Source organism: Variovorax sp. S12S4 (assembly GCF_023195515.1).
Classification (GTDB): Bacteria; Pseudomonadota; Gammaproteobacteria; order Burkholderiales; family Burkholderiaceae_C; genus Variovorax.
This window is the reverse complement of the sequence record NZ_JALPKR020000002.1, coordinates 2,095,731-2,116,612: the sequence shown is the minus strand read 5'-3', so window position 1 is coordinate 2,116,612 and position 20,882 is coordinate 2,095,731. Positions and strand designations below refer to the sequence as shown.

Here is a 20,882-nt window from a genome sequence, read left to right as displayed (position 1 = left end):
TAGCAAAGCCCGGGCCCGCGGGCTGTCGCGGGCCGGTCAGCGCGAGTCCGGCCCCGCCCCGCAGGCTCAGCGGTCGAGATCGACGCCGTCGGCCGCCAGCTTCTCTTGCAATGCCGGCACATCGACGTCCGCAAACCGGGCGCCGCTGCCTAGCGAAGCCGCCGCCGTCCCCGCGGCTTGCCCCATCACAAAGCAGCCGCCGCTCGCGCGCGCAGCCGACTGGCCCTCGTGCGTCATGGCGGCGCAGCGGCCGGCCACCAGCAGGTTGTCGACAGTGCGCGGCACGAGCATGCGCCAGGGCAGCTGGTTGTAGGTGCGGTTTTCGTCGCGCGGAAAGGCCCATTCGATGCGGCCGTCGGCATGCATTTCCATCGGCCATGCATTGATGCCGATGCTGTCGTCGAACGCGGCCGAAGAGAGGATGTCCTCGCCGGTGAGTGCATAGAGGCCTTCGATGCGGCGCGTTTCGCGGATGCCGACCTGCGGCGCAATCTCGACGATGGCCGACTTTGCAAAGCCCGGCACCTCGGCCTTCATGAACTTGAAGTACTCGGCAATCTGGCGCCGCCCTTCGAGCTCGCCTTCGGTGAGTTCGCGCGCATCCACGCCGTTCATCGCGCGGCCTGCGGCATTGCGGATCTGCGTGACGTTGGCGCGCCATTCGCGCGGGTCGATGTTGGGCCGGAGGATGGCGCCTTCGCGCGGAAACTTGTACTTGCCGGGCTTCTGCTGCTGCACCGCGGCCATCAGGTCGTTGATGGCCTTGAACTCGCCGACGGCCGCAAGGGCCGGCTCGGCATCGACCTGGCCGACGCGGAACATCGTGGTCGGGAACAGGCCGCTGCCGTGGCCGTCGCCAACTTCGAAGGGCACGCCCGCAAAGGCGGCCACATCGGCGTCGCCGCTCGCGTCGATGAAGGCGTTGGCGCGAATGGCCTGCCGGCCCGACTTGGTTTCGACCACCAGCGCCGCGATGCGGTTGCCGTCGCGCACCACCGCGGCTGCCCATGCATGGAACAGCAGGTTCACGCCGGCACCTGCCAGCAACTGGTCGGCCGCGATCTTGTAGGCCGAGGTGTCGTAGGAGCGCACCCGGATGCGGCCCTGCATGCCGTCCTGCGGCTTGTTGAGGCCGCCCAGCGCGTCGATGCGCGCGAGCAGGTCGTCGACCACGCCGCGCACCAGCAGCGTCATTTCGCCGTTGCGCTTGCCGTAAAGGCCCGCGAAGTTGGTTACGCCGCCCGCGGTGCCCATGCCGCCGAGAAAGCCGTAGCGCTCCACCAGCAGCGTGCTGGCGCCGCGCCGCGCCGCGCTCACGGCGGCGGCAATGCCGGCGGGGCCGCCGCCGACCACCACCACGTCGTATTCGCCGAAGACCGGCAGTTCGCGCGCCGGTTCGGTGAGGGTGTTCTGGCTGGTTGCTGTCATCACTGGATCTTGATGCCGCGGGCTGAAATGATCTTGGTCATGATCGCTGCTTCTTCCTTCACACGCAGGCGCATGCCGTCCGGCGAGGTGCCGACTGCCTGCCAGCCCTGCTCGAAGAGCTTCTGGCGCACTTCGGGCTGCTTCATGATGGTTTCGACTTCGCGGCTGAGGCGGGCCTGGGCGGTCTTGGAAAGGTTGGCGGGGCCGAGCAGCGCCACCCACACTTCGAGCGAAAAGTCGCGCACACCGGCGTCGGCCAGCGGCGGCAGTTCGGGCACCAGCGTGCTGCGGCCGCCCGTGAGGCCGATGGCCTTGAGCTTGCCGGCGCGCACCTGCGGCATGGCCACACCCGGGGGAATGAGGGCCATCTGCACCTGGTCGCCCAGCATGGCGGTCACGACCTGCGGATTGCCCTGGTAGGGCACGTGTTCGGCGTTGAAGCTGGGCACGCGGCTCTTGAGCAGTTCCATGCCCAGGTGGCCGACCGAGCCGACGCCCACCGAGCCGTAGTTCCACTTGTCGCCGCCCTTGCGGGCCGCATCGAAAAAGGCCGTGCCCGAAGGCAGGCTGTTCTGCGCCACCAGCACCAGCGGCGCAGTGGCAATCAGCGACAGGTAGGTGAAGTCTTTGGCCGGGTCATAGGGCAGCCGCGGATACAGCATCTTCGACGACGTGAGATTGCCGTTGATGACGATGCCCAGTGTGTGGTCGTCATTGGCCTTGGCGACGATGTCGGCCGCGATGTTGCCCGAGGCACCGGGCTTGTTGTCCACCACCACGGGCTGGCCGAGCGCCTTGGCCAGCGGCTCGGCGATGGTGCGGGCGGCGATGTCCGGCGTGGAGCCGCCCGGAAAGCCCACGAGCAGGCGAATCGGCTTGGTCGGCCAGGCGTTGGTCTGTGCATGGGCCGCCAGCGGCAGCGCGGCGGCGGCAGCCAGGCCGCAGGCGATCAGGAGGGCTCTCTTGGTTGCTTGCATGGAAGGTGACAAAAGGGAAATGTGAAAAAACGTAATGATGACAGCTACTCAAGGCTGATGTTGCCCCGGCGGACCAAGTCGCCATACACCTTGGACTTGGCCTCGGCGTTGCGCTCGATTTCTTCCGGCGACCAGGCCAGCGGCTCGAAGGCGAAGGTGTCGAAGCGGGCGCGGATTTCGGGGTCGGCAATCACCTTGGCCACGTCGGCGTTGATTTTGGCCTTGACCGCCGCCGGCACGCCCTTGGGCGCGAGCAGCGAGACAAAAGAGTTCACCTCGAGCGATGCGGGCCCGCCCGCCTCGGCCATGGTGGGCACGTCGGGCATCTGGGGAATGCGCTTCGGCGCCGCCACGGCGATGTAGCGCAGCTTGCCGGCCTTGTAGATGCCCTGGCTCGACGGAATGCTTGCGAAGGCCCACGGCACTTCGCCGGTGCCCACGTTCGAATACAGCTGCGACACCTCGCGGTACGGCGCATGCCGCATGCGAATGCCCGTGAGCGCCTCGAGCTGCTGCGCGCCCAGGTGGCCCGGGCTGCCCACGCCCCATGATCCATACACCATCGCCTCGGGGTTGGCCTTGGCTTCGGCGATCAGGTCGCCCATGTTCTTCAGCTTCGATTCGCTCGAAACCGCCACGAAAAACGGCGTGCGGAACAGCGAAGCCACCGGGTCGAAATGCTGCAGCGTGACGAAGTTGCGCGACTTGTACAGGTGCGGCAGCGCGGCGACATGCTCGCTGTCGAGCTGCAGCAGCGTGTAGCCGTCGGGCGCGGCGCGCCGCGCCTGGTCGATGGCGATGAAGCCGCCGCCGCCCGGCCGGTTGTCGACCACCACGCGCTGGTTCCACAGGCGCGAGAGCTTGTCCGAAACTAGGCGCAGCACCGCGTCGGGCCCGCTGCCGGCGGCAAAGGGTGTGACCAGCGTCACTGGCTTGCTCGGATAGTCGCTCGCCTGCGCCAGGGCGCCGGTGCTGAGAGCGGCGATGGCGGTGGCAAGCACGCCCGCCAGCAATGCGCGTGAAGAAAAGTTCATGGTTGGTTGTCTCCTGGGCCTGTGGCCTCGAATAGTGATGACGCGGAAAAAATCGGTTGATCGTCGGTGTCAGTCAGTGCGGCGAAAGCACGGCCGCGGCGTCGGCGCCCGCTATCGCCATCGGTCGCAGCCGTTCCGGCGCATCGTCCAGGCAGTGCTCGGGCCGCCAGGCGTAGAGCCATTCGACCGCATCGTAGAAGCGTTCGGGCGTGCGGCCTACCCAGAGGCTGTTGCGCACCAGCCGCTCCACGCCCTTGGCGTGATACAGGCGCCCCATTTCGCGCACCGACAGCACCACGCGGGCGGTGCGCGGAATGCGCGCGGCCTCGTAGAGTTTGAAGGCGGCGGGCATGTCGAAATTGCAGGCCTGCACCGCGGCGCCGAGCGTCACCGCGTCTTCGATCGCCATGCAGGCGCCCTGCGCAAGGTACTGCATCATCGGGTGGGCGGCGTCGCCGAGCAATGTGGCGGGGCCTTCGCTCCAGCGCTCCACAGGGTCGCGGTCGGCGGTGCTCCAGCGCCGCCACGAGGTCGGCCGGTCGAGCAGTTGGCGCGGGCGCGCATGCACGCCCTCGAAGTACGAAAGCACTTCTTCCTTGCTGCCGTCGGAAACCCCCCACTCTTCCTGCTCGCGGCTGTGGAAGGTGACGACAAGGTTGTATTGCTCACCATGCCGCAGCGGATAGTGCACCAGGTGGCAGTTGGGCCCTGCCCAGACCACAGGCGCGTTCCACCGCAGGTCGGCCGGCATGTCGGCCACCGGCACCACCGCGCGGTACACCACATGGCCCGAAACGCGCGGTTCATCGCCGACGAGCTGGGCGCGCACCACCGATTTCACGCCGTCGCAGCCCACGATGGCGTCGGCCGTGAAGCGCCGGCCGTCGCGCGTGACGGCGACCACGCCTTGCGTCTTGCCACCGCCGATGTCGATCGACTCGACCTGCGCCGAGGTGTGAAAGCGAATGAGCGGATGCTGCTTCACCGCCTCGTGAATGGCGCCATGCAGGTCGGCGCGGTGGCTCACCGCATACGGATTCCTGAAGCGCGCGCGGAAGGCCTCGCCCACGGGCACCGAAGCGACCTCTGCGCAATCGACGGCATCCATCATCACCAGCCGGTCGGTAAACACCGAGTTGCGGCGCACCGCCTCGCCCACGCCCAGCGCATCGAGCGCCGCAAAGGCATTGGGCCCGAGCTGCAGGCCGGCGCCGATTTCGCCGATAGTGGCGCTCTGCTCGAGCAGGTCGATGGAAACACCGAGGCGCGCCAGCGCCAGCGCGGCCGCCATGCCGCCGATGCCGCCGCCGACGAGCAGCATGCGGGGTGGGTTCTTCGTGGGAGATGTGCTCATTGCAAGACCTCTTCTGCGCGGCGTTCCGTCAATCGATGCGCACGGTGAGCGAGGGGAGCTTGTCGATGCTCACCTTGAGCGTCTGACCGGGCTTGACCGCGCCCACACCTTCGGGCGTACCCGTGAAGATCAGGTCGCCGGGCTGCAGCGCGAAGAGCGTCGAGAGATTGGCGATCACCTCGTTCACCGACCAGATCAGGTGCGTGATGTCGCTGTTCTGCCGCACTTGGCCGTCGACCTCGAGCGTGATGGCGCCGGCATTGATCTCGCCCACGTCGGCCAGCGTGCGCAGCGGCGCAATGGGCGCCGAAAAGTCGAAGGCCTTGCCGATTTCCCACGGCCGGCCGGCTTCGCGCATTTTCATCTGCAGGTCGCGGCGGGTCATGTCCAGCCCGACGGCATAGCTGTGGATATGGCTGGCCGCCTGTTCCACCGGGATGTTCTTGCCGCCCTTGCCGATGGCCACGACGAGTTCGGCTTCGTAGTGGTAGTTGCTGGTGAGCGGCGGATACGGAATGGCGCCGGTTTCGCCTTCGGCCACTGGCACCACCGAGGCGTCGTCGTTGGGCTTGCAGAAGAAGAACGGCGGTTCGCGGTCGGGGTCGAAGCCCATCTCGCGCGCATGCGCCGCGTAGTTGCGGCCCACGCAGTAGACGCGGCGCACCGGAAACAGGTCGCTCGAACCCACGATGGGCAGGCCGACAATGGAAGGAGGCGTGAAGACGAAGGACATGAGGGCTCCTGCCGCGCGGGGCGGCACGTGGTCGAGACAAAAGAAAAGAAAAGGAAGAAGTGAGGCCGGCTTTCAGGCGTCTTCGAGAAAGGCTTCGCGCAGCACGCCCATGGCCTGCTGCACCGGACGGTCCGAGAAGCTGAAGAGCACCACGTCTTCGCCTGCTGCCGAAAGGCGCAGCGGCGCCCACGACGGCACGACGAAGGTGTCGCACGGGCCGAATTCGAAGCGCTGGCCGGCGATGTGTGCCGTGCCGCGGCCCTCGACCACGCTGTAGACGGCGCCGTCGGTGGCGCGGTGCGTCTTGCCTGCAAAGCCCTTGGGCAGCAGTTGCAGGTGGGTGCCGATGGTGGGCATCGGCGCACCGCCGGTCAACGGGTTGATGTAGCGCAGCTTGTGGCCCAGCCAGGCATCGGGCGCTTCCTGCTTCTGCAGCAGAGCCAGCGCCTCGCGGCTGCGGGCATAGGGGTAGTTGAAGATCGGCGAGGTGGGCGACACGTGGTCGTGGCGCACCGGCACCATGTTGTGGCCGAAGCGCGCGAGGCTGTTGCCCTCGGGGCGGGCCACGTGCTGCACCTTGGCGTCGTCGTTCTCGGCAAAGCCGGCGTCGAAGAAGCGCAGCATCGGAATGTCCAGCCCGTCGAGCCACACCACCGGCTCCACCGTGCCGCCGACGCCCTCGTTGCCATGGTCGTGCCAGGCCCATGAAGGCGTGATGATGAAGTCGCCGGGGTACATGGTGGTGCGCTCGCCGCCCACCGTGGTGTAGGCGCCCTTGCCGTCGACGATGAAGCGCAGCGCCGACTGCACGTGGCGGTGCGAAGGCGCCACCTCGCCCGGCATGATGAGCTGCAGGCCCGCGTAGATCGACTGGGTGATCGACGAGTTGCCGGGCAGCGCCGGGTTTTCGAGCACGAGCACGCGGCGCACTGCTTCTTCGGCCGTGATGAGGTCGGCCGATTCCATCAGCAGCGGGCGGATTTCGTCGTAGCGCCAGAGCGCCGGCACGCACGGCGTGGTGGGCTCGCGCGGCACCAGGGCGTGCAGCGACTCCCACAGCGGCGTGAGATTCAGCGGGCGGATGCGCTCGTAGTAGTCGCGGCGCTCGGCGGCGTTGGCGTGGGCCGGGGCGGCTGGTTTCTGGGCTGGTGGATTCATGGCAGTTGGGCCCTTGGCGCGGCCTTTTGTCTCCGGGGGAGCGGCTATCTTCCGCCGGTACTACTATTGGCGCAAGGCAGCCACGCCGATAGCTGCGATCCTGTTTTTCGATAGTGGTGGCCTCATTTGGCTGCCGAGGAGATGCTTCATGGCCCAGCTCGATCTCGAATGGCTGCTGGTTTTCGACGAGGTCTACAAGACGGCCAACGTCTCGAGCGCGGCCGAGCGTCTCGACATCTCCCAGTCGGCGGCCAGCACGGCGCTGGCGCGGCTGCGAACGCATTTCGGCGACAAGCTGTTCGTGCGCACCTCGCGCGGCATGGAGCCCACGCCTTACGCGCGGCAGATTCAGCCGCTGGTGCTGGACATCCTCGACCGCCTGAACCGGGCCAAGGGCGGGCGCGCCAGCTTCGACCCGGCCACCGCGGCGCGCAGCTTTCGCATCTGCATGACCGACATCAGCGAGGTGGTGCTGCTGCCGGGGCTGCTCGACCATCTGCGGCATGCGGCGCCGGGGGTGCGCATCGAAACCGAGATCATCTCGACCGACAGCGGCCGGCGGCTGGAAGACGGTGCCGTCGACCTAGCGGTGGGCTTCATGCCGCAGCTCGACGCGGGCTTTTACCAGCAGACGCTCTTCATGCAGAACTTCGTCTGCCTGGCGGCGCGCAACCATCCGCGCATCGGCGAGCGGCTCACGCGCAGGCGCTTCGAGACCGAGGCGCATGCGGTGGTGGCCTCGTCGGGCACGGGCCACGCCATTGTCGACAAGACCATTGCGCGGCTGGGTCTCAGGCGCAACGTGGTGACCAGCCTTTCGAGCTTCCTGAGCGTGGCGCGCATCGTGGCGCACACCGAACTCATCGTGATCGTGCCCAGCATCCTTGGAAAGGTGCTGGCCACACAGGAGCCAGTGAAGCTGCTGGAGCCTCCCTTCGAGTTACCGGCCTATGCCGTGAAGCAGCACTGGCACGAGCGGTTCCATGCGGACGCCGGCAACGCATGGCTCCGGCGCACGCTGGCAGAACTGTTCGGCGGGGGCTGAGCGTGCGCGGCGCCGACCGGCGGCGCGCATTTGCGGGGCCGGGCGCTCGCATAATCGGGACTCCCACCAACACAGCCCACGAAAAGGCGGCGCATGTCCTCCATCACACTTCGATTTCTGGCCGAGCCCAGCACCGTCAACTTCGGCGGCAAGGTTCATGGCGGCACCGTCATGAAGTGGATCGACGAAGCCGGCTACGCCTGCGCCACCAGCTGGGCCAAGCGCTACTGCGTGACGGCCTTCATCGGCAGCATCCGCTTTCACCACCCGATCATGATCGGCGACCTGGTCGAGGTGGAGGCCCGCCTGGCCTACACCGGCACCACCAGCATGAACATCTCGGTGGAGGTTCGCAGCGGCGACATGAAGGGCGGCACGATGGACAAGACGACCGAATGCCTGATCGTCTTCGTCTCGGTCGACTCGCACGGCCGGCCGCTGCCGGTGCAGGCGTATGTGCCGGGCACCCCGGGCGAAATGGCGCTGGCCGAACGGGCCAAGGCCCACCTGGACGCAAGCCGCGCAGCCGGAAAAGCGTAGCCCCGCCAAGGCTGCGCTCATAGACGTGAAGCTCTAAAGGCAGAGGCCTCTTGCGGCTAGAGTAGCCCGATTGTTTTCACAGGAACATTCCGCATGGCTACCCAGGACGACGAAAACGGCAACAACAAGGGCGCCGACCGCATCAAGGATTCCGCGCAGCAGATCTGGCTGGCGGGGCTCGGTGCCTTTGCCAAGATGCAGCAGGAAGGCAGCAAGGCTTTCGAGGCGCTGGTGAAAGACGGCGCCGGCATGCAGAAGAAGACCCAGGCCGCCGCCGAGGAAACGCTTGCGCAGGCACAAACGCGCATGGCCGGCTTTGCGAGCGAATTCGGCACCAAGGCCGCGGGCCAGTGGGGCAAGCTCGAAAACATCTTCGAAGAGCGCGTGGCGCGCGCCCTTGAAAAGCTGGGCCTGCCTTCGGCTGCGGACTATGCCGCGCTGCAGGCCCGCGTGGCGGCGCTCGAGGCCGAGCTGCAGCGCAGCGAGAAAAAACCGGCCGCCGCCCCCGCGCGGGCAAGCCGCAAGACCGCGGGCCGCAGTGCGGCGCCCGCTGCCGCCCCCAAGAAGACCGTGCGGCGCAGCACCAAGGCCGGCTAGGCAAGCCCAGCCGGCCATCGCGGGGTAGCCACCCCTTCTTTTGCGGCACTGCACAACGCACGCTGCCGCAAAACTTTGCCCTGCTCAGTTCAAGGTGCGGTGTACATAGGCTAGAGTGTCCCCACAAGAGACAAAACGGGGACTGACATGGCCAAGAAGGCGCCACGCCGCACAGCGCAACGCATTCTCGAAGCCGCACTGGAGCTGTTCAACCGCTTCGGCGAGCCGAACGTCTCCACCACGCTGGTGGCGGGCGAGCTCAACATCAGTCCCGGCAATCTCTACTACCACTACCCCGCCAAGGAAGAGCTGATCAACAAGCTCTACGAGAGCTACGAGGCCGAGCTCAACGAGCTCCTGCATGCCAGCGAGGGCGTGCACGACGTGGAAGACGCCTGGTTCTTCATGCACAGCCTGTTCGAGCTGATCTGGCGCTACCGCTTTCTCTACCGCGACCTGAACGACCTGCTCAGCAAGAACCGGCACCTGGAGACGCAGTTCCAGCTGGTGCTGAAGAACAAGGCGCGCGCCATCCGCGTGCTCATCGCGGGGCTGAGCCGGGCCGGCCACCTCGACATCGACGCCCACGAGGTCGACACGCTGGCGCAGAGCATGGTGGTGGTGCTGACCTACTGGCTGAGCTACGAATACGTGCGCAATCCGCGCGAGGCGCTCGAACCCGCGCATGCGCAGGGCGCGCTGATGCGCGGCGGCCAGCACACGCTCCACCTGCTCGCGCCCTACCTCGGGAGAGACCAGCGGAGGCATTTGCTGACACTCAGCAACGCCTACAGCGGCGAAGATCCGGCAAGCGACGCGCCGTCGGTTGCACCCATCGATCTGGCGGCCTAGATGACCATGCCCCACCCAGACTTCAAACCGCTTTCGCTGATGTCCGCCGGCCCCGTGGCCGCGGCGGCACCGGCGGAACCCTGGACGCCGCTGCCCTACGCCGACGTGCCGCGCTACGACGCGAGCACGGCGCTGGCGCAGTGGCCGCGCCTTCATGCGGGGCACCCCTTGCCGCCGCCGGAGAGGGAACATCCGCTCGCCGACGGCTGGGCGCTGTACCACAGCGGGGAGTTCGAGCGCGCCGCCGCGCTCGGCCTGCTGCACGGACCCGAGGGGCTGGTGCTGGCCAACCAGGCCACCGCCATCTACGCCAACTATCTCGAGCCCCGCGAATCGGTGCGGCTTTCGATGTTCCGCCAGGTCATCGAACGCGCCGGCGCGCAGGCCACCGCCGAGCCCGACAACTGCCAGGCGCTTTACTGGCAGGCCTACGCGCTCGGCCGCTACAGCCAGGGCATCAGCGTGGCGCGCGCGCTGGCGCAAGGCCTGGGCAGCAAGCTCAAGGGCGCGCTCGAACGCGTGATCGAGCTGCAGCCGGACCACGCCGACGCGCACATCGCATTGGCCGCCTTCCATGCCGAGGTGATCGACAAGGTGGGCGCGCTGGTCGGGCGCATGACCTACGGCGTGCGGGCCGAAGCATCGGTCGAGCTGTTCGAGCGCGGCCTTGCGCTGAACCCCCATTCAGCCAGCGCGCTGATGGAATACGGCCGCGCGCTGCTCATGCTGCATGGCGACGCGCGCATGGGCGAGGCCACGCAGCTGTACGAAAAGGCCGCGGCGCTGGAGCCGGTGGATGCGAAGGAACGGCTGGACGTGGAACTGGCGCGGGCGGGACTCTCGGACTGACGCGGCGGACGGCTGGTACCCGCAGGTACCGCGCCACTTAAGATGCGTACTCTTCGCTTTTCAACAGACCGCCCATGTCCGACCTCAATGCCCAATTCGAAGCCGCCCAAGCCAACTCCAAGCTGCTGGCCGAGCGCCCCGACAACCCGACGCTGCTCAAGATCTATGGCCTGTTCAAGCAGGCCACCGAAGGCGACAACACCGCCAAGAAGCCCAGCTTCAGCGACATCGTCGCCCGCGCCAAGTGGGACGCATGGACCGCGCAAAAGGGCTTGAGTGCCGATGAGGCCAAGCAGAAGTACATCGATCTGATCGAGTCGCTGCGGAACTAGGCTCTCCCCAGTCTTCGCGCACTTCGTGTCGCTTCGCCAACCCCTACCGGGGGCAACACCAGCGGCCCGGCAAAGCCGGTTCCGCGATGTTTCACGAAGGAGATCCGACGATCCCGCGTTCGTGGAGCGCGGCGATCTGCTCTGCGCTCAGGCCGATCTCCTTCAGCACGGCATCGGTGTCCGCGCCTAGCGCAGGCGCGTTGTGCCGGTGGCCGGCCGGCGTGAGCGACAGCTTGGGCACGAAGCCCGGCACGGCCAGCGTGCTGCCGTCCGCCATGCGCACCTGCTGCAGCATGCCGCGCGCGGCGTAGTGCGGGTCGGCCGCAATGTCGGCGATGGTGTAGATGCGGCCGGCCGGCACGTGCGCCGCATCGAGTGCGGCAAGCACCTCGTCGACCGTGCGCTGCGCGGCCCAATCGCCAATGGCGGCATCGAGCATTTCCACCTGCGTCACCCTGCCGGTGTTGCCGGCCAGCGCCGGATCGGCGGCGAGGTCCGGCCGGCCGATGCATTCCATCAGCCGGCGGAAGATGCTGTCGCCGTTGCCCGCCACGATGGCATAGCCGCCGTCGGCGCAGCGGTAGGCGTTGGTGGGTGCAATGCCGGGCAACGCGCTGCCGGCCGCCTCGCGCACCGCACCGAACGCGCTGTATTCGGGCAGCAGGCTTTCCATGCAGTTGAAGACGGCCTCGTAGAGCGCCACGTCCACCACTTGCCCCCTGCCTTTGGGATATTCGGCGCTCACCGTGGCGTGGCGGTGCTGCATGGCCATGAGCACGCCGATCACGCCGTGCAATGAAGCCAGCGTGTCGCCGATGGAAACGCCCACCCGCACCGGCACGCGCCCCGGTTCGCCCGTGAGGTGGCGCAGCCCGCCCATGGCCTCGGCCACCACGCCGAAGCCCGGGCGGTCGCGGTAGGGGCCGGTCTGGCCGTAGCCGCTGATGCGCAGCATCACGAGCGCAGGGTTCGCGGCCAGGAGCTCGTCGGGCCCCAGGCCCCAGCCTTCCATTGCGCCGGGGCGGAAGTTCTCGATCAGCACGTCGGCCTCGGCGGCCAGCTGCCGCACGATGGCCTGTGCCTCGGCCTGGCGCAAGTCGAGCGCCAGCGAGCGCTTGTTGCGCGACTGCACCTGCCACCAGACCGAGGTGCCGTCTTTCAGCAGCCGCCACGTGCGCAGCGGATCGCCCGCCCCGGGCGGCTCGATCTTGATGACCTCGGCGCCGAAATCGGCCAGCGTGCGTGCCGCGAAAGGCCCGGCGATGAGCTGCCCGAGCTCGACGACCTTGAGGCCGGCCAAGGGGCCGGCGGCTGTTGGCCCGGCGGGCGAAGAAGAGGTGTTGGTCATGACGCCCGAGTGTGCCGTGGCGCCGGGCAGCGCTCGTGGGGCGGGAAAACACCTATGAATTCTTGACACGGCCTCTCCCGTGTTTTCCGCAGTGCAGCAATCGCACCGCAAGAAGCGCTCTCCCCGAGGAGAAAGGGGCTTGCTGCACCGCAATGCCTTCTCGTTGCGGCTCGCTTGAAAGTCAAAAAAGTATCAATCTCGGCTTCTATCTCTGGTTGTGGACGTCCGGGGCGATTCGTACAGTCCGCCCACTGCCATACGCTGCAAGCCACAACAAGGAGACGAGAAAACGCCATGCAACCCGATCTGGAAATCGTCGAAGTCCGCGGAGATGAATCGTTCACCGCCTGGGCCCACGGCTATCCGTATCGCACGGTGCGCTGGCATTTCCATCCCGAGTACGAAATCCAGCTGATCGTGGAAACGCGCGGCGTGTACTTCGTGGGCGACCACGTCGGCCACTTCGAGCCGGGCAACCTGGTGCTGATGGGCCCCGACCTGCCGCACAACTGGATCAGCGACGTGCCCGCGGGCCAGAATGTCGAGCGGCGCGGTATCGTGATCCAGTTTCCGGCCGGGCTGGTCGACCGAATGGCGGGCACCTTTCCGGAGTTCGCCCGCATCGGCCCGCTGCTGGCCGAGGCCGGCTCGGGCCTTCTCTTCTCGGCGGAAACAGCCATCACGGCCAAGCCGATCATGGAAGCGCTGCTCGAAGCACGCGGACTGCGGCGGGTGATCCTGCTGCTGTCGCTGCTCGAATTGCTGGAGGGCAGCAATGATCGCCAGCGGCTCGCGAGCCCGGCGTTCAAGCCCGATCCCAAGGCCTTCATGTCGCACGCCATCAACAACGTGCTGGCGCACATCGCGGCCAACCTGGGCGACGACCTGCGCGAGCCGATGCTGGCCGAGCTGGTGGGCCAGAGCCCGAGCGCCTTCTCGCGCTCTTTCCGCAAGCACACGGGCCAGTCGTTCGTGCGCTATGTGAACCGCCTGCGCATCAGCCGCGCCTGCGAGCTGCTCACCAGCAGCGAAAAACCGGTGCTCGACGTCTGCATGGACGTGGGCTTCAACAACGTGTCGAACTTCAACCGCCAGTTCCTGCTGCACAAGCGCATGCCGCCGACCAAGTTCCGCAGTTTCCATCGCATGCAGGCCGCGGCCTCGCGTGCGGCAAATCCGCCGTAGCCGGCTTTCCTCCCCGTTCCCGTGTCCTCATCGGCGCGGCGCCTCGAGCGCCGCGGGGGGGGGCCTTTGCCCGAGTTTTTCGACAGCCATCACAAACCAGGAGACACAGCACCATGAAGAATCTTTTCAAAGCCACCGCCGTCCTTGCCGCGCTGGTCTGCGGCGCCTCCGCCGCGCAGGCGCAAGCCCCCAAGCAGCCGCTGCGCATCGGCATGACTTTCCAGGAGCTGAACAACCCCTACTTCGTGACGATGAAGCAGGCGCTCGAGGAAGCCGCGGCCAGCATCGGCGCAACCGTGGTCACCACCGACGCGCGGCATGACGTGTCCAAGCAGATCGGCGACGTGGAAGACATGATCCAGAAGAAGATCGACATCCTGCTGCTGAACCCGACCGACTCCACCGGCGTGCAGTCGGCGGTGCGCTCGGCCAAGAAGGCAGGCGTGATCGTGGTGGCGGTCGATGCCAATGCGCAGGGGCCGGTCGATTCGTTCGTGGGCTCGAAGAACCTCGATGCGGGCCGCCTGGCCTGCGAATACCTGGCGAAGAACATCGGAGAGAAAGGCGACGTGGCCATTCTCGACGGCATTCCGGTCGTGCCGATCCTGGAGCGCGTGAAGGGCTGCCGCGAAGCGCTGGCCAAGTACCCCGGCATCAAGGTGGTGAGCACGCAGAACGGCAAGCAGGAGCGCGCCACCGCGCTCACCGTGACCGAGAACATCCTGCAGGCCAACAAGGACCTGAAGGGCATCTTCAGCGTGAACGACGGTGGCTCGATGGGCGCGCTCGCCGCCATCGAGGCCAGCGGCAAGGACGTGAAGCTCGCGAGCGTGGACGGCGCACCCGAAGCCATCAAGGCCATGCAGAAGCCCAACTCGAAATTCATTGCCACCACCGCGCAATACCCGCGCGACCAGATCCGCCTGGCCATCGGCATTGCGCTGGCCAAGAAGTGGGGCGCCAACGTGCCGGCCGCGGTGCCGGTGGACGTGAAGCTGATCGACGCCGAGGGCGCGAAGACCTTCAGCTGGTAACCCGCGCCGGCCATGAGCTCCCCCGCAGAAGAAGGCCTCGAGATGCTCCGGCTGGAAGGCGTGTCCAAGCGCTTTCCGGGCGTGAAGGCGCTCTCGGGCATCGACCTGTCGATCCGCAAGGGCGAGGTGCACGCGCTGCTCGGCGAGAACGGTGCGGGCAAGTCGACGCTGATGAAGATCCTCGGCGGCATCTACCAGGCCGATGAGGGCCGCATCTTCATCGACGGCCGCGAGCGGCAGTTCGCGGGCTACGGCGACGCGATCGCGGCGGGCGTGGGCATCATCTTCCAGGAGTTCAGCCTCATTCCGTACCTGAACGCGGTGGAGAACATTTTTCTCGGCCGCTATCTGAAGAACCGGTTCGGGCTGCTCGACAGGGCCGCCATGAAGCGCTCCGCACAGTCGATCTTCGAGGAGCTGGGCGTGCAGATCGACCTCGACGTGCCGATCTGCCGGCTCTCGGTGGCGCAGCAGCAGTTTGTCGAAATCGGCAAGGCACTGTCGCTGAAGGCGCGGCTGCTGGTGCTCGACGAGCCGACCGCCACGCTCACGCCCAATGAGGCCGGGCATCTGTTCAAGATCATGCGGGAGCTGCGCGCCAAGGGCGTGGCGATGATCTTCATCTCGCACCACCTGGATGAGATCTTCGAGGTGTGCGACCGCATCAGCGTGCTGCGCGACGGCGCGAATGCAGGGCATGCGGAGGTGGGCGCGACCGATGTGAACGCGCTGGTCGAGATGATGGTCGGCCGCAAGATCGAGCACAACTTTCCGCCCAAGCCGGTGCCCGCGCCGCGCGGGCGCAAGGTGCTCGAGGTGCCGGAGATCCAGCTCGCCAAGGGCGGGCCGGTGAACAGCTTCGATTTGCACGAAGGCGAAATTCTTGGCTTTGCAGGGCTCGTAGGCTCGGGCCGCACCGAACTCGCGCTCGGAATGATGGGCGCCGACCGCGTGCACCGCAAGACGGTGCTGCGCAACGGAAAGCCGGTGCGGCTCAATGACCCGACGCAGGCGCTGGAGAACGGCATCGGCCTGCTGCCCGAAAGCCGAAAGGTTGAGGGGCTGATCACCGACTTCACGATCCGCTTCAACATCTCGATGAACAACCTGGGCAAGCACAAGAGCGCCGGGCTGGTGAGCCAGAAGTCGGAGAAGCAGTCGGCCGCCGAGCTCTCGAAGCGTGTGGGCGTGAAGGCACCGAGCATCGAAACGCGCGTTGCCACGCTCTCGGGCGGCAACCAGCAAAAGGTGGTGATTGCGCGCTGGCTTGACCACGATTGCGAAGTGCTGATCTTCGACGAGCCCACGCGCGGCATCGACGTGGGCGCGAAGGCCGAGATCTACAGCCTGATGCGCGACCTCACGCAGCAGGGCAAGGCCATCATCATGATTTCGAGCGAGCTGCCCGAGATCGTGGGCATGTGCGACCGCGTCGCTGTGTTTTCGGGCGGGGCCATCGTGGCCACGCTCGAGGGCGACTCCATCAACTCCGGCGACATCATGCGCCACGCAACGACAGGGGGCACGCAATGAATGCAACCGCCATCCACCCCACACCGCCCACACCCGACGGCGGGCTCTTCACCCAGCTGCGCCGCTCCACGGCCTTTCTGCCGCTGGTCGGCCTGGTCGCGATCTCGGTCTTCATGATCGTTGCGACCGACAACTTTCTCTCCTGGGGCAACCTGCAGAACATTGCACTGCAGTCGTCGATCAACGCGATCATCGCGGTGGGCATGACAGCGGCCATTCTCACCGGCGGCATCGATCTCTCGGTGGGCGCGGTGGTGGCCCTCTCAGGCACGCTGGCCTCGGGAATGATGGTTCAGTTCGGCCTGCCGCCGATGCTTGCGGTGCCGCTCGGGCTGGCGGTGGGCGTGGTGATCGGCCTCTTCAACGGGTATTGCGTGGCCTACCTTCGCATGCCGCCCATCATCGTGACGCTGGCCACGATGGGCATTGCACGCGGCATCGCACTCATCTACACCGGCGGCTATCCGATCGACGGGTTGCCCGATTCGTTCGCCTTTCTCGGCGGCGGCGTGCTGGCGGGCATCAAGGTGCCGATCCTCATCATGCTGGCCACCTACCTGGTTGCCTATGTGTTGCTCAACATGGCGCCGTTCGGCCGCTATGTGTATGCCATCGGCGGCAATGAGGAAGCGACGCGGCTCTCGGGCGTGCGCGTGTCGCGCTACAAGCTGCTGGTGTATGCGCTGAGCGGTTTCACCGCAGCCGTGGCCGGCATCGTGCAGGCGGCGCGCGTCACGAGCGGGCAGCCGGGCGTGGGCGTGGGCTTCGAACTCGACGCCATCGCGGCGGTGGTGATGGGCGGCACGTCCATTGCCGGCGGGCGCGGCGCCATCGTGGGCACGCTGGTCGGCGCGCTGCTTCTGGGCGTGCTGAACAACGGACTCAACATGATCGGCGTGTCGCCGTACCTGCAATTGATCATCAAGGGCGGCATTGTCTTGCTCGCCATCTTCATCAGCCGAGAAGCCAAACGCTGACTCACCGTTCTTGCTCCTTCCCCTTCTGGGGGAAGGCTGGGATGGGGGCAGGCAGGGCGTGCCCAGTAGTGACGCCGCTTGCCCCCACCCCTGCCCTCCCTCGGAAGGGGAGGGAGAAAACCCACCCCAACACAACCTCTGACCACAAGGAACCCATGTCGTACCAAAAACTCCAGCCCGGCGCATCGGGCGCGATCGGAAAGCTCGCCGCCATGCAGGCCGTCGTCTGCCACGGCCCGAAGGACTACCGGCTCGAAACCGTCGACGTGCCCACCATCGGCCCGAACGAGCTGCTGATCTCCATCGCCGCCTGCGGCATCTGCGCCTCCGACTGCAAATGCCATTCGGGCGCAAAGATGTTCTGGGGCGGCGACGGCCAGCCCTCGTGGGTCAAGGCACCCGTGGTCCCCGGCCATGAATTCTTCGGCTACGTGGAGGCACTCGGCGAAGGCGCAGCCGAGCACTTTGGCGTGGAGAAAGGCGACCGTGTGATTGCCGAGCAGATCGTGCCTTGCGACAAGTGCCGCTTCTGCACTTCGGGCAAATACTGGATGTGCGAAGTGCACAACATCTTCGGCTTCCAGCGCATCGTGGCCGACGGCGGCATGGCCGACTACATGCGCCTGCCGCCGACCTCGCGCGTGCACAAGATTCCCGACGGCATTTCGCTGGAGGACGCGGCCATCATCGAGCCGCTCTCGTGCGCGATCCACACGGTGAACCGCGGCGACATCCAGCTCGACGACGTGGTGGTGATTGCGGGCGCCGGCCCGCTCGGTCTGATGATGGTGCAGGCGGCGGCGCTCAAGACGCCGAAGAAGCTGATCGTGATCGACCTCGTGCCCGAGCGGCTCGCGCTCGCGAAGCAGTTCGGCGCCGACGTGACGATCAACCCGAAGACCGAGAACGCCGATGCGGTCGTCAAGGGCCTGACCGAGGGCTACGGCTGCGATGTCTACATCGAGACCACGGGCGCGCCCATCGGCGTGACGCAGGGGCTGGACATGATCCGCAAGCTCGGCCGTTTTGTCGAGTTCAGCGTGTTCGGCTCGGAGACGAGCGCCGACTGGTCGATCATCGGCGACCGCAAGGAGCTCGACGTGCGCGGCGCGCACCTGGGGCCCTACTGCTACCCGATTGCCATCGACCTGCTGGCGCGCGGGCTCGTCACCTCCAAGGGCATCGTGACGCACGACTTTCCGTTGACCGAGTGGGAGCGCGCCTTCAAACTGGCCAACTCCCTCGATTCGATCAAGGTGCTGCTCAAGCCGCAGCCCAGGTCCTGAAGGACGGTGTTGCTATGAAGTACGTGATCGGCGTCGACATCGGCACGCAGAGCACCAAGTGCCTGCTGGTCGGCATCGACGGCAAGGTGCTTTCGCAAAGCAGCGTGGCCTACCAGCCGGAAACGCCGAAGCCGCTGTGGGCGCAGCAAGACTGCGAGGTGTGGTTCGATGCAGTGTGCGAAAGCGTGCGCGCCTGCGTCGCGAAGAGCGGCATCGCGCCAGCCGATATTGCCGCCATGTGCGTGAGCAGCCTCTACGGCGGCGCGGGCATCCCGGTAGACGAGGCGATGCAGCCGCTGCACCCGTGCCTGATCTGGATGGACCGCCGCGCCACCGCAGAGGTCGACGCGGTGAACGCGACCGTCGATGTGGCGCGGCTGCAAGCGATTACCGGCAACGGCATCGACAGCTACTACGGCTTCACCAAGATGCTGTGGATTCGCGAGCACCTGCCCGAGGTATGGGCGAAAACACGCTACTTCCTGCCGCCCAACAGTTATGTCAACTGGCGGCTCACGGGCGAACTCGCGGTCGACCACAGCTCGGCCGGCAACATCGGCGGTGTGTACGACGCGGCGCAGCGCAGCTGGTCGGAAGAAGCACTCGGCATGCTCGGCATCTCGGCGCGCATGATGCCGCCGCGCCTGGTCGAATCGAGCGACGTGGTCGGCGGCCTGAACGCCGAATGGGCCGCCAAGCTGGGCCTCGCCCAAGGCATGCCGCTCATGGCCGGCGGCGTGGATGCGGCCGTGGCAACTTTCTGCGCCGGCGTCACCGGCAGCGGCGATCACGTCGCGACGATCGGAACCAGCATGTGCTGGGGCTTCGTGAGCCCCACGGTGGATGCGCGCCACAAGCTCATCACCATGCCTCATGTGTACCGCGGCGCGGACCGCAGCTATGTGTTCGGCGGCGCCATCACAGCGGGCGCAGCCGTCACGTGGTTCCGCGAGACCTTCTGCCAGGCCGAAATGGCCGAAGCCGCGCGCACGGGCGAGGACGCGCATGCACTGATCGAACGCAAGGCCGTCGACGTGCCGCCCGGCGCGGAAGGCCTGGTCTTCCTGCCCTACATGATGGGCGAGCGCAGCCCCATCTGGGATGCACAAGCCAAGGGCGCGTTCATCGGCCTCTCCCTCGCGCACAGCCGCGCGCACCTGTATCGCGCGGTGCTCGAGGGCGTGAGCTTCGCGCTGCAGCACAACATCGAGGCAAGCCGGCAAAGCGAACAACCGCTGGACGACCGACTGATCGTGGTCGGTGGCGCCGCGCATTCGGACCTCTGGATGCAGATCGTGGCGGACATCACGGGCTACCCGGTGTTCACCATCGAGGAAGAAGTCGAGGCGGCTCTCGGCGCTGCAATGCTCGCGGCGCTTGGTGCGGGTCTGGTGGATGCCGCGGCTGCGGAGCGCGGCTGGGTCACGCTGGTGGAACGCGCGCGGCCGCAACCTGAAGTGCAGGCGATCTATCGCAAGCGCTTCGATATCTACAAATCTCTTTATCCCGCATTGCGTGATGCGATGCATGGGCTGACGTGAAATCTTGCTCTTCGGTTTGTTGCGTTGGGGGTCATTCAGGGCGCGCTCCCGCCGACGGGGTACCTTGCTCCGCGAATGTCCCCCGCCCTTCGGGCTCCTCCTTTATTTCGCTGCGCAAGGCACCCCGCCAGCGGGAGCGTTGCAAAGAGCGGTCGTTGTTCAGCGGAACACCAGCGGCGTGCCCCAGTGCACAGGGCATCGGGTGCTCCCCGCAGCGAAATAAAGGAGGAGCCGAAGGCGGGGGACATTCGCGGAGGGGAGTACCCGGTGGCCTTTGCACACGCCCCGAATGCATTCCAGCGCACACCACAGTAAACAACCATCATGAAAACCTCCTTCGACTTCTCCGCCAAACGCGCCCTCGTGACCGGCGCCAGCAGCGGCATCGGCCGCACAGTAGCCATACGGCTCGCACAATCAGGCGCATCGGTAACAGCCGTGGGCCGCAATGCCTCGGCACTCGATGCCCTGCACACAGAAGCCGGTTGCACCCCACTGGTGATCGACGTCGAAGATACGGCCGCACTGGAACGAGAACTCGCAGCGTTGCCAGCCTTCGATCTCGTGGTGAACTGCGCCGGTATCGCATTGCTCGAATCGGCGTTCGACTTCCAGCCCAAGAATTTCGATGCCGTGATGGCCGTCAACGCGCGCGCCGCCGCGCTGGTGGCCTCGCGCTGCGGCAAGGCGATGGTCTCGGCCGGCGTGCGCGGCAGCATCGTCAATGTGTCGAGCCAGGCTTCGCTGGTCGCGCTCGATGCGCATCTTTGCTACTGTGCGTCGAAGGCTGCCATGGATGCGATCACGCGTTCGCTGTGCCTTGAGTTTGGGCCCCACGGCATTCGCGTGAACAGCGTGAACCCGACCGTCACGCTCACGCCCATGGCCGAGCAGGCCTGGGCTGATCCCGCAAAGAGCGCGGCTGCGCTCAGGAATATTCCGCTGGGGCGGTTTGCGCAGGTCGACGAAGTGGTGGCGCCGGTCTTGTTTCTGCTCTCCGATGGCGCATCGATGATCAGCGGTGCGGCGCTGCCGGTCGACGGCGGCTACACCATCGTCTGAAGCTGCTGCGGCTAAGA

Annotated in this window: 20 protein-coding genes; 13 read left to right on the top strand and 7 right to left on the bottom strand. The window is 66.7% G+C overall.

All coding sequences use genetic code 11. The annotated features are described in order from the left end of the window. Positions 1-66 precede the first annotated feature (66 nt). The 6 genes from M0765_RS10555 to gtdA form a co-directional block, all read right to left on the bottom strand. Positions 67-1,428 carry an FAD-dependent oxidoreductase gene (locus M0765_RS10555; RefSeq protein ID WP_258503575.1) on the bottom strand — a complete coding sequence of 454 codons (1,362 nt, stop codon included), beginning with the start codon at positions 1,426-1,428 and terminating at the stop codon, positions 67-69. Beyond that, positions 1,428-2,405: a Bug family tripartite tricarboxylate transporter substrate binding protein gene (locus tag M0765_RS10550; protein ID WP_258503574.1), complete on the bottom strand. Its 978-nt coding sequence runs from the start codon at positions 2,403-2,405 to the stop codon at positions 1,428-1,430. Before M0765_RS10550 ends, M0765_RS10555 begins: the two co-directional genes overlap by 1 nt. Positions 2,406-2,449: 44 nt before the next feature. Then, positions 2,450-3,439, bottom strand: a complete 990-nt coding sequence (locus M0765_RS10545; protein ID WP_258503573.1) for a Bug family tripartite tricarboxylate transporter substrate binding protein — start codon at positions 3,437-3,439, stop codon at positions 2,450-2,452. A gap of 73 nt (positions 3,440-3,512) precedes the next feature. Continuing rightward, on the bottom strand, positions 3,513-4,793 hold the full coding sequence (locus M0765_RS10540; RefSeq protein ID WP_258503572.1) for a 3-hydroxybenzoate 6-monooxygenase: 1,281 nt from the start codon (positions 4,791-4,793) through the stop codon (positions 3,513-3,515). A 28-nt stretch (positions 4,794-4,821) separates the two neighbouring features. Beyond that, positions 4,822-5,526: a fumarylacetoacetate hydrolase family protein gene (locus M0765_RS10535; protein ID WP_258503570.1), complete on the bottom strand. Its 705-nt coding sequence runs from the start codon at positions 5,524-5,526 to the stop codon at positions 4,822-4,824. Positions 5,527-5,598: 72 nt separating this feature from the next. Further along, complete coding sequence (gene gtdA / locus M0765_RS10530) at positions 5,599-6,684, bottom strand: gentisate 1,2-dioxygenase (RefSeq protein ID WP_258503569.1); 1,086 nt, start codon at positions 6,682-6,684, stop codon at positions 5,599-5,601. Between the two features lie 148 nt (positions 6,685-6,832). Between gtdA and M0765_RS10525 the strand changes: the two genes are divergently transcribed. The 6 genes from M0765_RS10525 (at position 6,833) to M0765_RS10500 (ending at position 10,899) form a co-directional block, all read left to right on the top strand. Then, complete coding sequence (locus M0765_RS10525; protein ID WP_258503567.1) at positions 6,833-7,729, top strand: LysR family transcriptional regulator; 897 nt, start codon at positions 6,833-6,835, stop codon at positions 7,727-7,729. 93 nt (positions 7,730-7,822) lie between these two features. After that, a complete protein-coding gene (locus M0765_RS10520) occupies positions 7,823-8,269 on the top strand; it encodes an acyl-CoA thioesterase (protein WP_258503566.1) in 447 nt (148 codons plus the stop codon). A gap of 93 nt (positions 8,270-8,362) precedes the next feature. Further along, entirely contained in the window at positions 8,363-8,866 is a 504-nt protein-coding gene (locus M0765_RS10515) for a phasin family protein (protein ID WP_157611632.1), read from the top strand. A gap of 147 nt (positions 8,867-9,013) precedes the next feature. Beyond that, a complete protein-coding gene (locus tag M0765_RS10510; RefSeq protein ID WP_258503565.1) occupies positions 9,014-9,718 on the top strand; it encodes a TetR/AcrR family transcriptional regulator in 705 nt (234 codons plus the stop codon). A 6-nt stretch (positions 9,719-9,724) separates the two neighbouring features. Further along, on the top strand, positions 9,725-10,567 hold the full coding sequence (locus M0765_RS10505) for a hypothetical protein (protein ID WP_258503564.1): 843 nt from the start codon (positions 9,725-9,727) through the stop codon (positions 10,565-10,567). Positions 10,568-10,641: 74 nt separating this feature from the next. Next, entirely contained in the window at positions 10,642-10,899 is a 258-nt protein-coding gene (locus M0765_RS10500; protein ID WP_258503563.1) for an acyl-CoA-binding protein, read from the top strand. 91 nt (positions 10,900-10,990) lie between these two features. On the opposite strand, the gene M0765_RS10495 is transcribed toward M0765_RS10500, so the two are convergent. Next, entirely contained in the window at positions 10,991-12,247 is a 1,257-nt protein-coding gene (locus M0765_RS10495; protein WP_258503562.1) for a CaiB/BaiF CoA transferase family protein, read from the bottom strand. 294 nt (positions 12,248-12,541) lie between these two features. On the opposite strand from M0765_RS10495, the gene M0765_RS10490 reads away from it, so the two are divergent. The 7 genes from M0765_RS10490 (at position 12,542) to M0765_RS10460 (ending at position 20,865) form a co-directional block, all read left to right on the top strand. Beyond that, on the top strand, positions 12,542-13,432 hold the full coding sequence (locus M0765_RS10490; RefSeq protein WP_258503561.1) for an AraC family transcriptional regulator: 891 nt from the start codon (positions 12,542-12,544) through the stop codon (positions 13,430-13,432). A gap of 113 nt (positions 13,433-13,545) precedes the next feature. Beyond that, entirely contained in the window at positions 13,546-14,466 is a 921-nt protein-coding gene (locus M0765_RS10485) for an ABC transporter substrate-binding protein (protein WP_258503560.1), read from the top strand. A 12-nt stretch (positions 14,467-14,478) separates the two neighbouring features. Further along, entirely contained in the window at positions 14,479-15,999 is a 1,521-nt protein-coding gene (locus tag M0765_RS10480; protein ID WP_258503559.1) for a sugar ABC transporter ATP-binding protein, read from the top strand. Continuing rightward, positions 15,996-16,976 (top strand): ABC transporter permease, encoded by a 981-nt coding sequence (locus M0765_RS10475; protein WP_258503558.1) that lies wholly within the window; start codon positions 15,996-15,998, stop codon positions 16,974-16,976. Before M0765_RS10480 ends, M0765_RS10475 begins: the two co-directional genes overlap by 4 nt. 155 nt (positions 16,977-17,131) lie before the next feature. After that, positions 17,132-18,262, top strand: a complete 1,131-nt coding sequence (locus tag M0765_RS10470) for an alcohol dehydrogenase catalytic domain-containing protein (RefSeq protein WP_258503557.1) — start codon at positions 17,132-17,134, stop codon at positions 18,260-18,262. Between the two features lie 14 nt (positions 18,263-18,276). After that, a complete protein-coding gene (locus M0765_RS10465; protein WP_258503556.1) occupies positions 18,277-19,803 on the top strand; it encodes an FGGY-family carbohydrate kinase in 1,527 nt (508 codons plus the stop codon). 324 nt (positions 19,804-20,127) lie between these two features. Then, positions 20,128-20,865: an SDR family oxidoreductase gene (locus M0765_RS10460; RefSeq protein WP_258503555.1), complete on the top strand. Its 738-nt coding sequence runs from the start codon at positions 20,128-20,130 to the stop codon at positions 20,863-20,865. Positions 20,866-20,882 lie beyond the last annotated feature (17 nt).

Bases quoted from the DNA above. Each gene is read 5' to 3' on its own strand.
- M0765_RS10555 (WP_258503575.1), bottom strand. From the start codon at position 1,428: ATGACAGCAACCAGCCAGAACACCCTCACCGAACCGGCGCGCGAACTG.
- M0765_RS10550 (WP_258503574.1), bottom strand. From the start codon at position 2,405: ATGCAAGCAACCAAGAGAGCCCTCCTGATCGCCTGCGGCCTGGCTGCC.
- M0765_RS10545 (WP_258503573.1), bottom strand. From the start codon at position 3,439: ATGAACTTTTCTTCACGCGCATTGCTGGCGGGCGTGCTTGCCACCGCC.
- M0765_RS10540 (WP_258503572.1), bottom strand. From the start codon at position 4,793: ATGAGCACATCTCCCACGAAGAACCCACCCCGCATGCTGCTCGTCGGC.
- M0765_RS10535 (WP_258503570.1), bottom strand. From the start codon at position 5,526: ATGTCCTTCGTCTTCACGCCTCCTTCCATTGTCGGCCTGCCCATCGTG.
- gtdA (WP_258503569.1), bottom strand. From the start codon at position 6,684: ATGAATCCACCAGCCCAGAAACCAGCCGCCCCGGCCCACGCCAACGCC.
- M0765_RS10525 (WP_258503567.1), top strand. From the start codon at position 6,833: ATGGCCCAGCTCGATCTCGAATGGCTGCTGGTTTTCGACGAGGTCTAC.
- M0765_RS10520 (WP_258503566.1), top strand. From the start codon at position 7,823: ATGTCCTCCATCACACTTCGATTTCTGGCCGAGCCCAGCACCGTCAAC.
- M0765_RS10515 (WP_157611632.1), top strand. From the start codon at position 8,363: ATGGCTACCCAGGACGACGAAAACGGCAACAACAAGGGCGCCGACCGC.
- M0765_RS10510 (WP_258503565.1), top strand. From the start codon at position 9,014: ATGGCCAAGAAGGCGCCACGCCGCACAGCGCAACGCATTCTCGAAGCC.
- M0765_RS10505 (WP_258503564.1), top strand. From the start codon at position 9,725: ATGCCCCACCCAGACTTCAAACCGCTTTCGCTGATGTCCGCCGGCCCC.
- M0765_RS10500 (WP_258503563.1), top strand. From the start codon at position 10,642: ATGTCCGACCTCAATGCCCAATTCGAAGCCGCCCAAGCCAACTCCAAG.
- M0765_RS10495 (WP_258503562.1), bottom strand. From the start codon at position 12,247: ATGACCAACACCTCTTCTTCGCCCGCCGGGCCAACAGCCGCCGGCCCC.
- M0765_RS10490 (WP_258503561.1), top strand. From the start codon at position 12,542: ATGCAACCCGATCTGGAAATCGTCGAAGTCCGCGGAGATGAATCGTTC.
- M0765_RS10485 (WP_258503560.1), top strand. From the start codon at position 13,546: ATGAAGAATCTTTTCAAAGCCACCGCCGTCCTTGCCGCGCTGGTCTGC.
- M0765_RS10480 (WP_258503559.1), top strand. From the start codon at position 14,479: ATGAGCTCCCCCGCAGAAGAAGGCCTCGAGATGCTCCGGCTGGAAGGC.
- M0765_RS10475 (WP_258503558.1), top strand. From the start codon at position 15,996: ATGAATGCAACCGCCATCCACCCCACACCGCCCACACCCGACGGCGGG.
- M0765_RS10470 (WP_258503557.1), top strand. From the start codon at position 17,132: ATGTCGTACCAAAAACTCCAGCCCGGCGCATCGGGCGCGATCGGAAAG.
- M0765_RS10465 (WP_258503556.1), top strand. From the start codon at position 18,277: ATGAAGTACGTGATCGGCGTCGACATCGGCACGCAGAGCACCAAGTGC.
- M0765_RS10460 (WP_258503555.1), top strand. From the start codon at position 20,128: ATGAAAACCTCCTTCGACTTCTCCGCCAAACGCGCCCTCGTGACCGGC.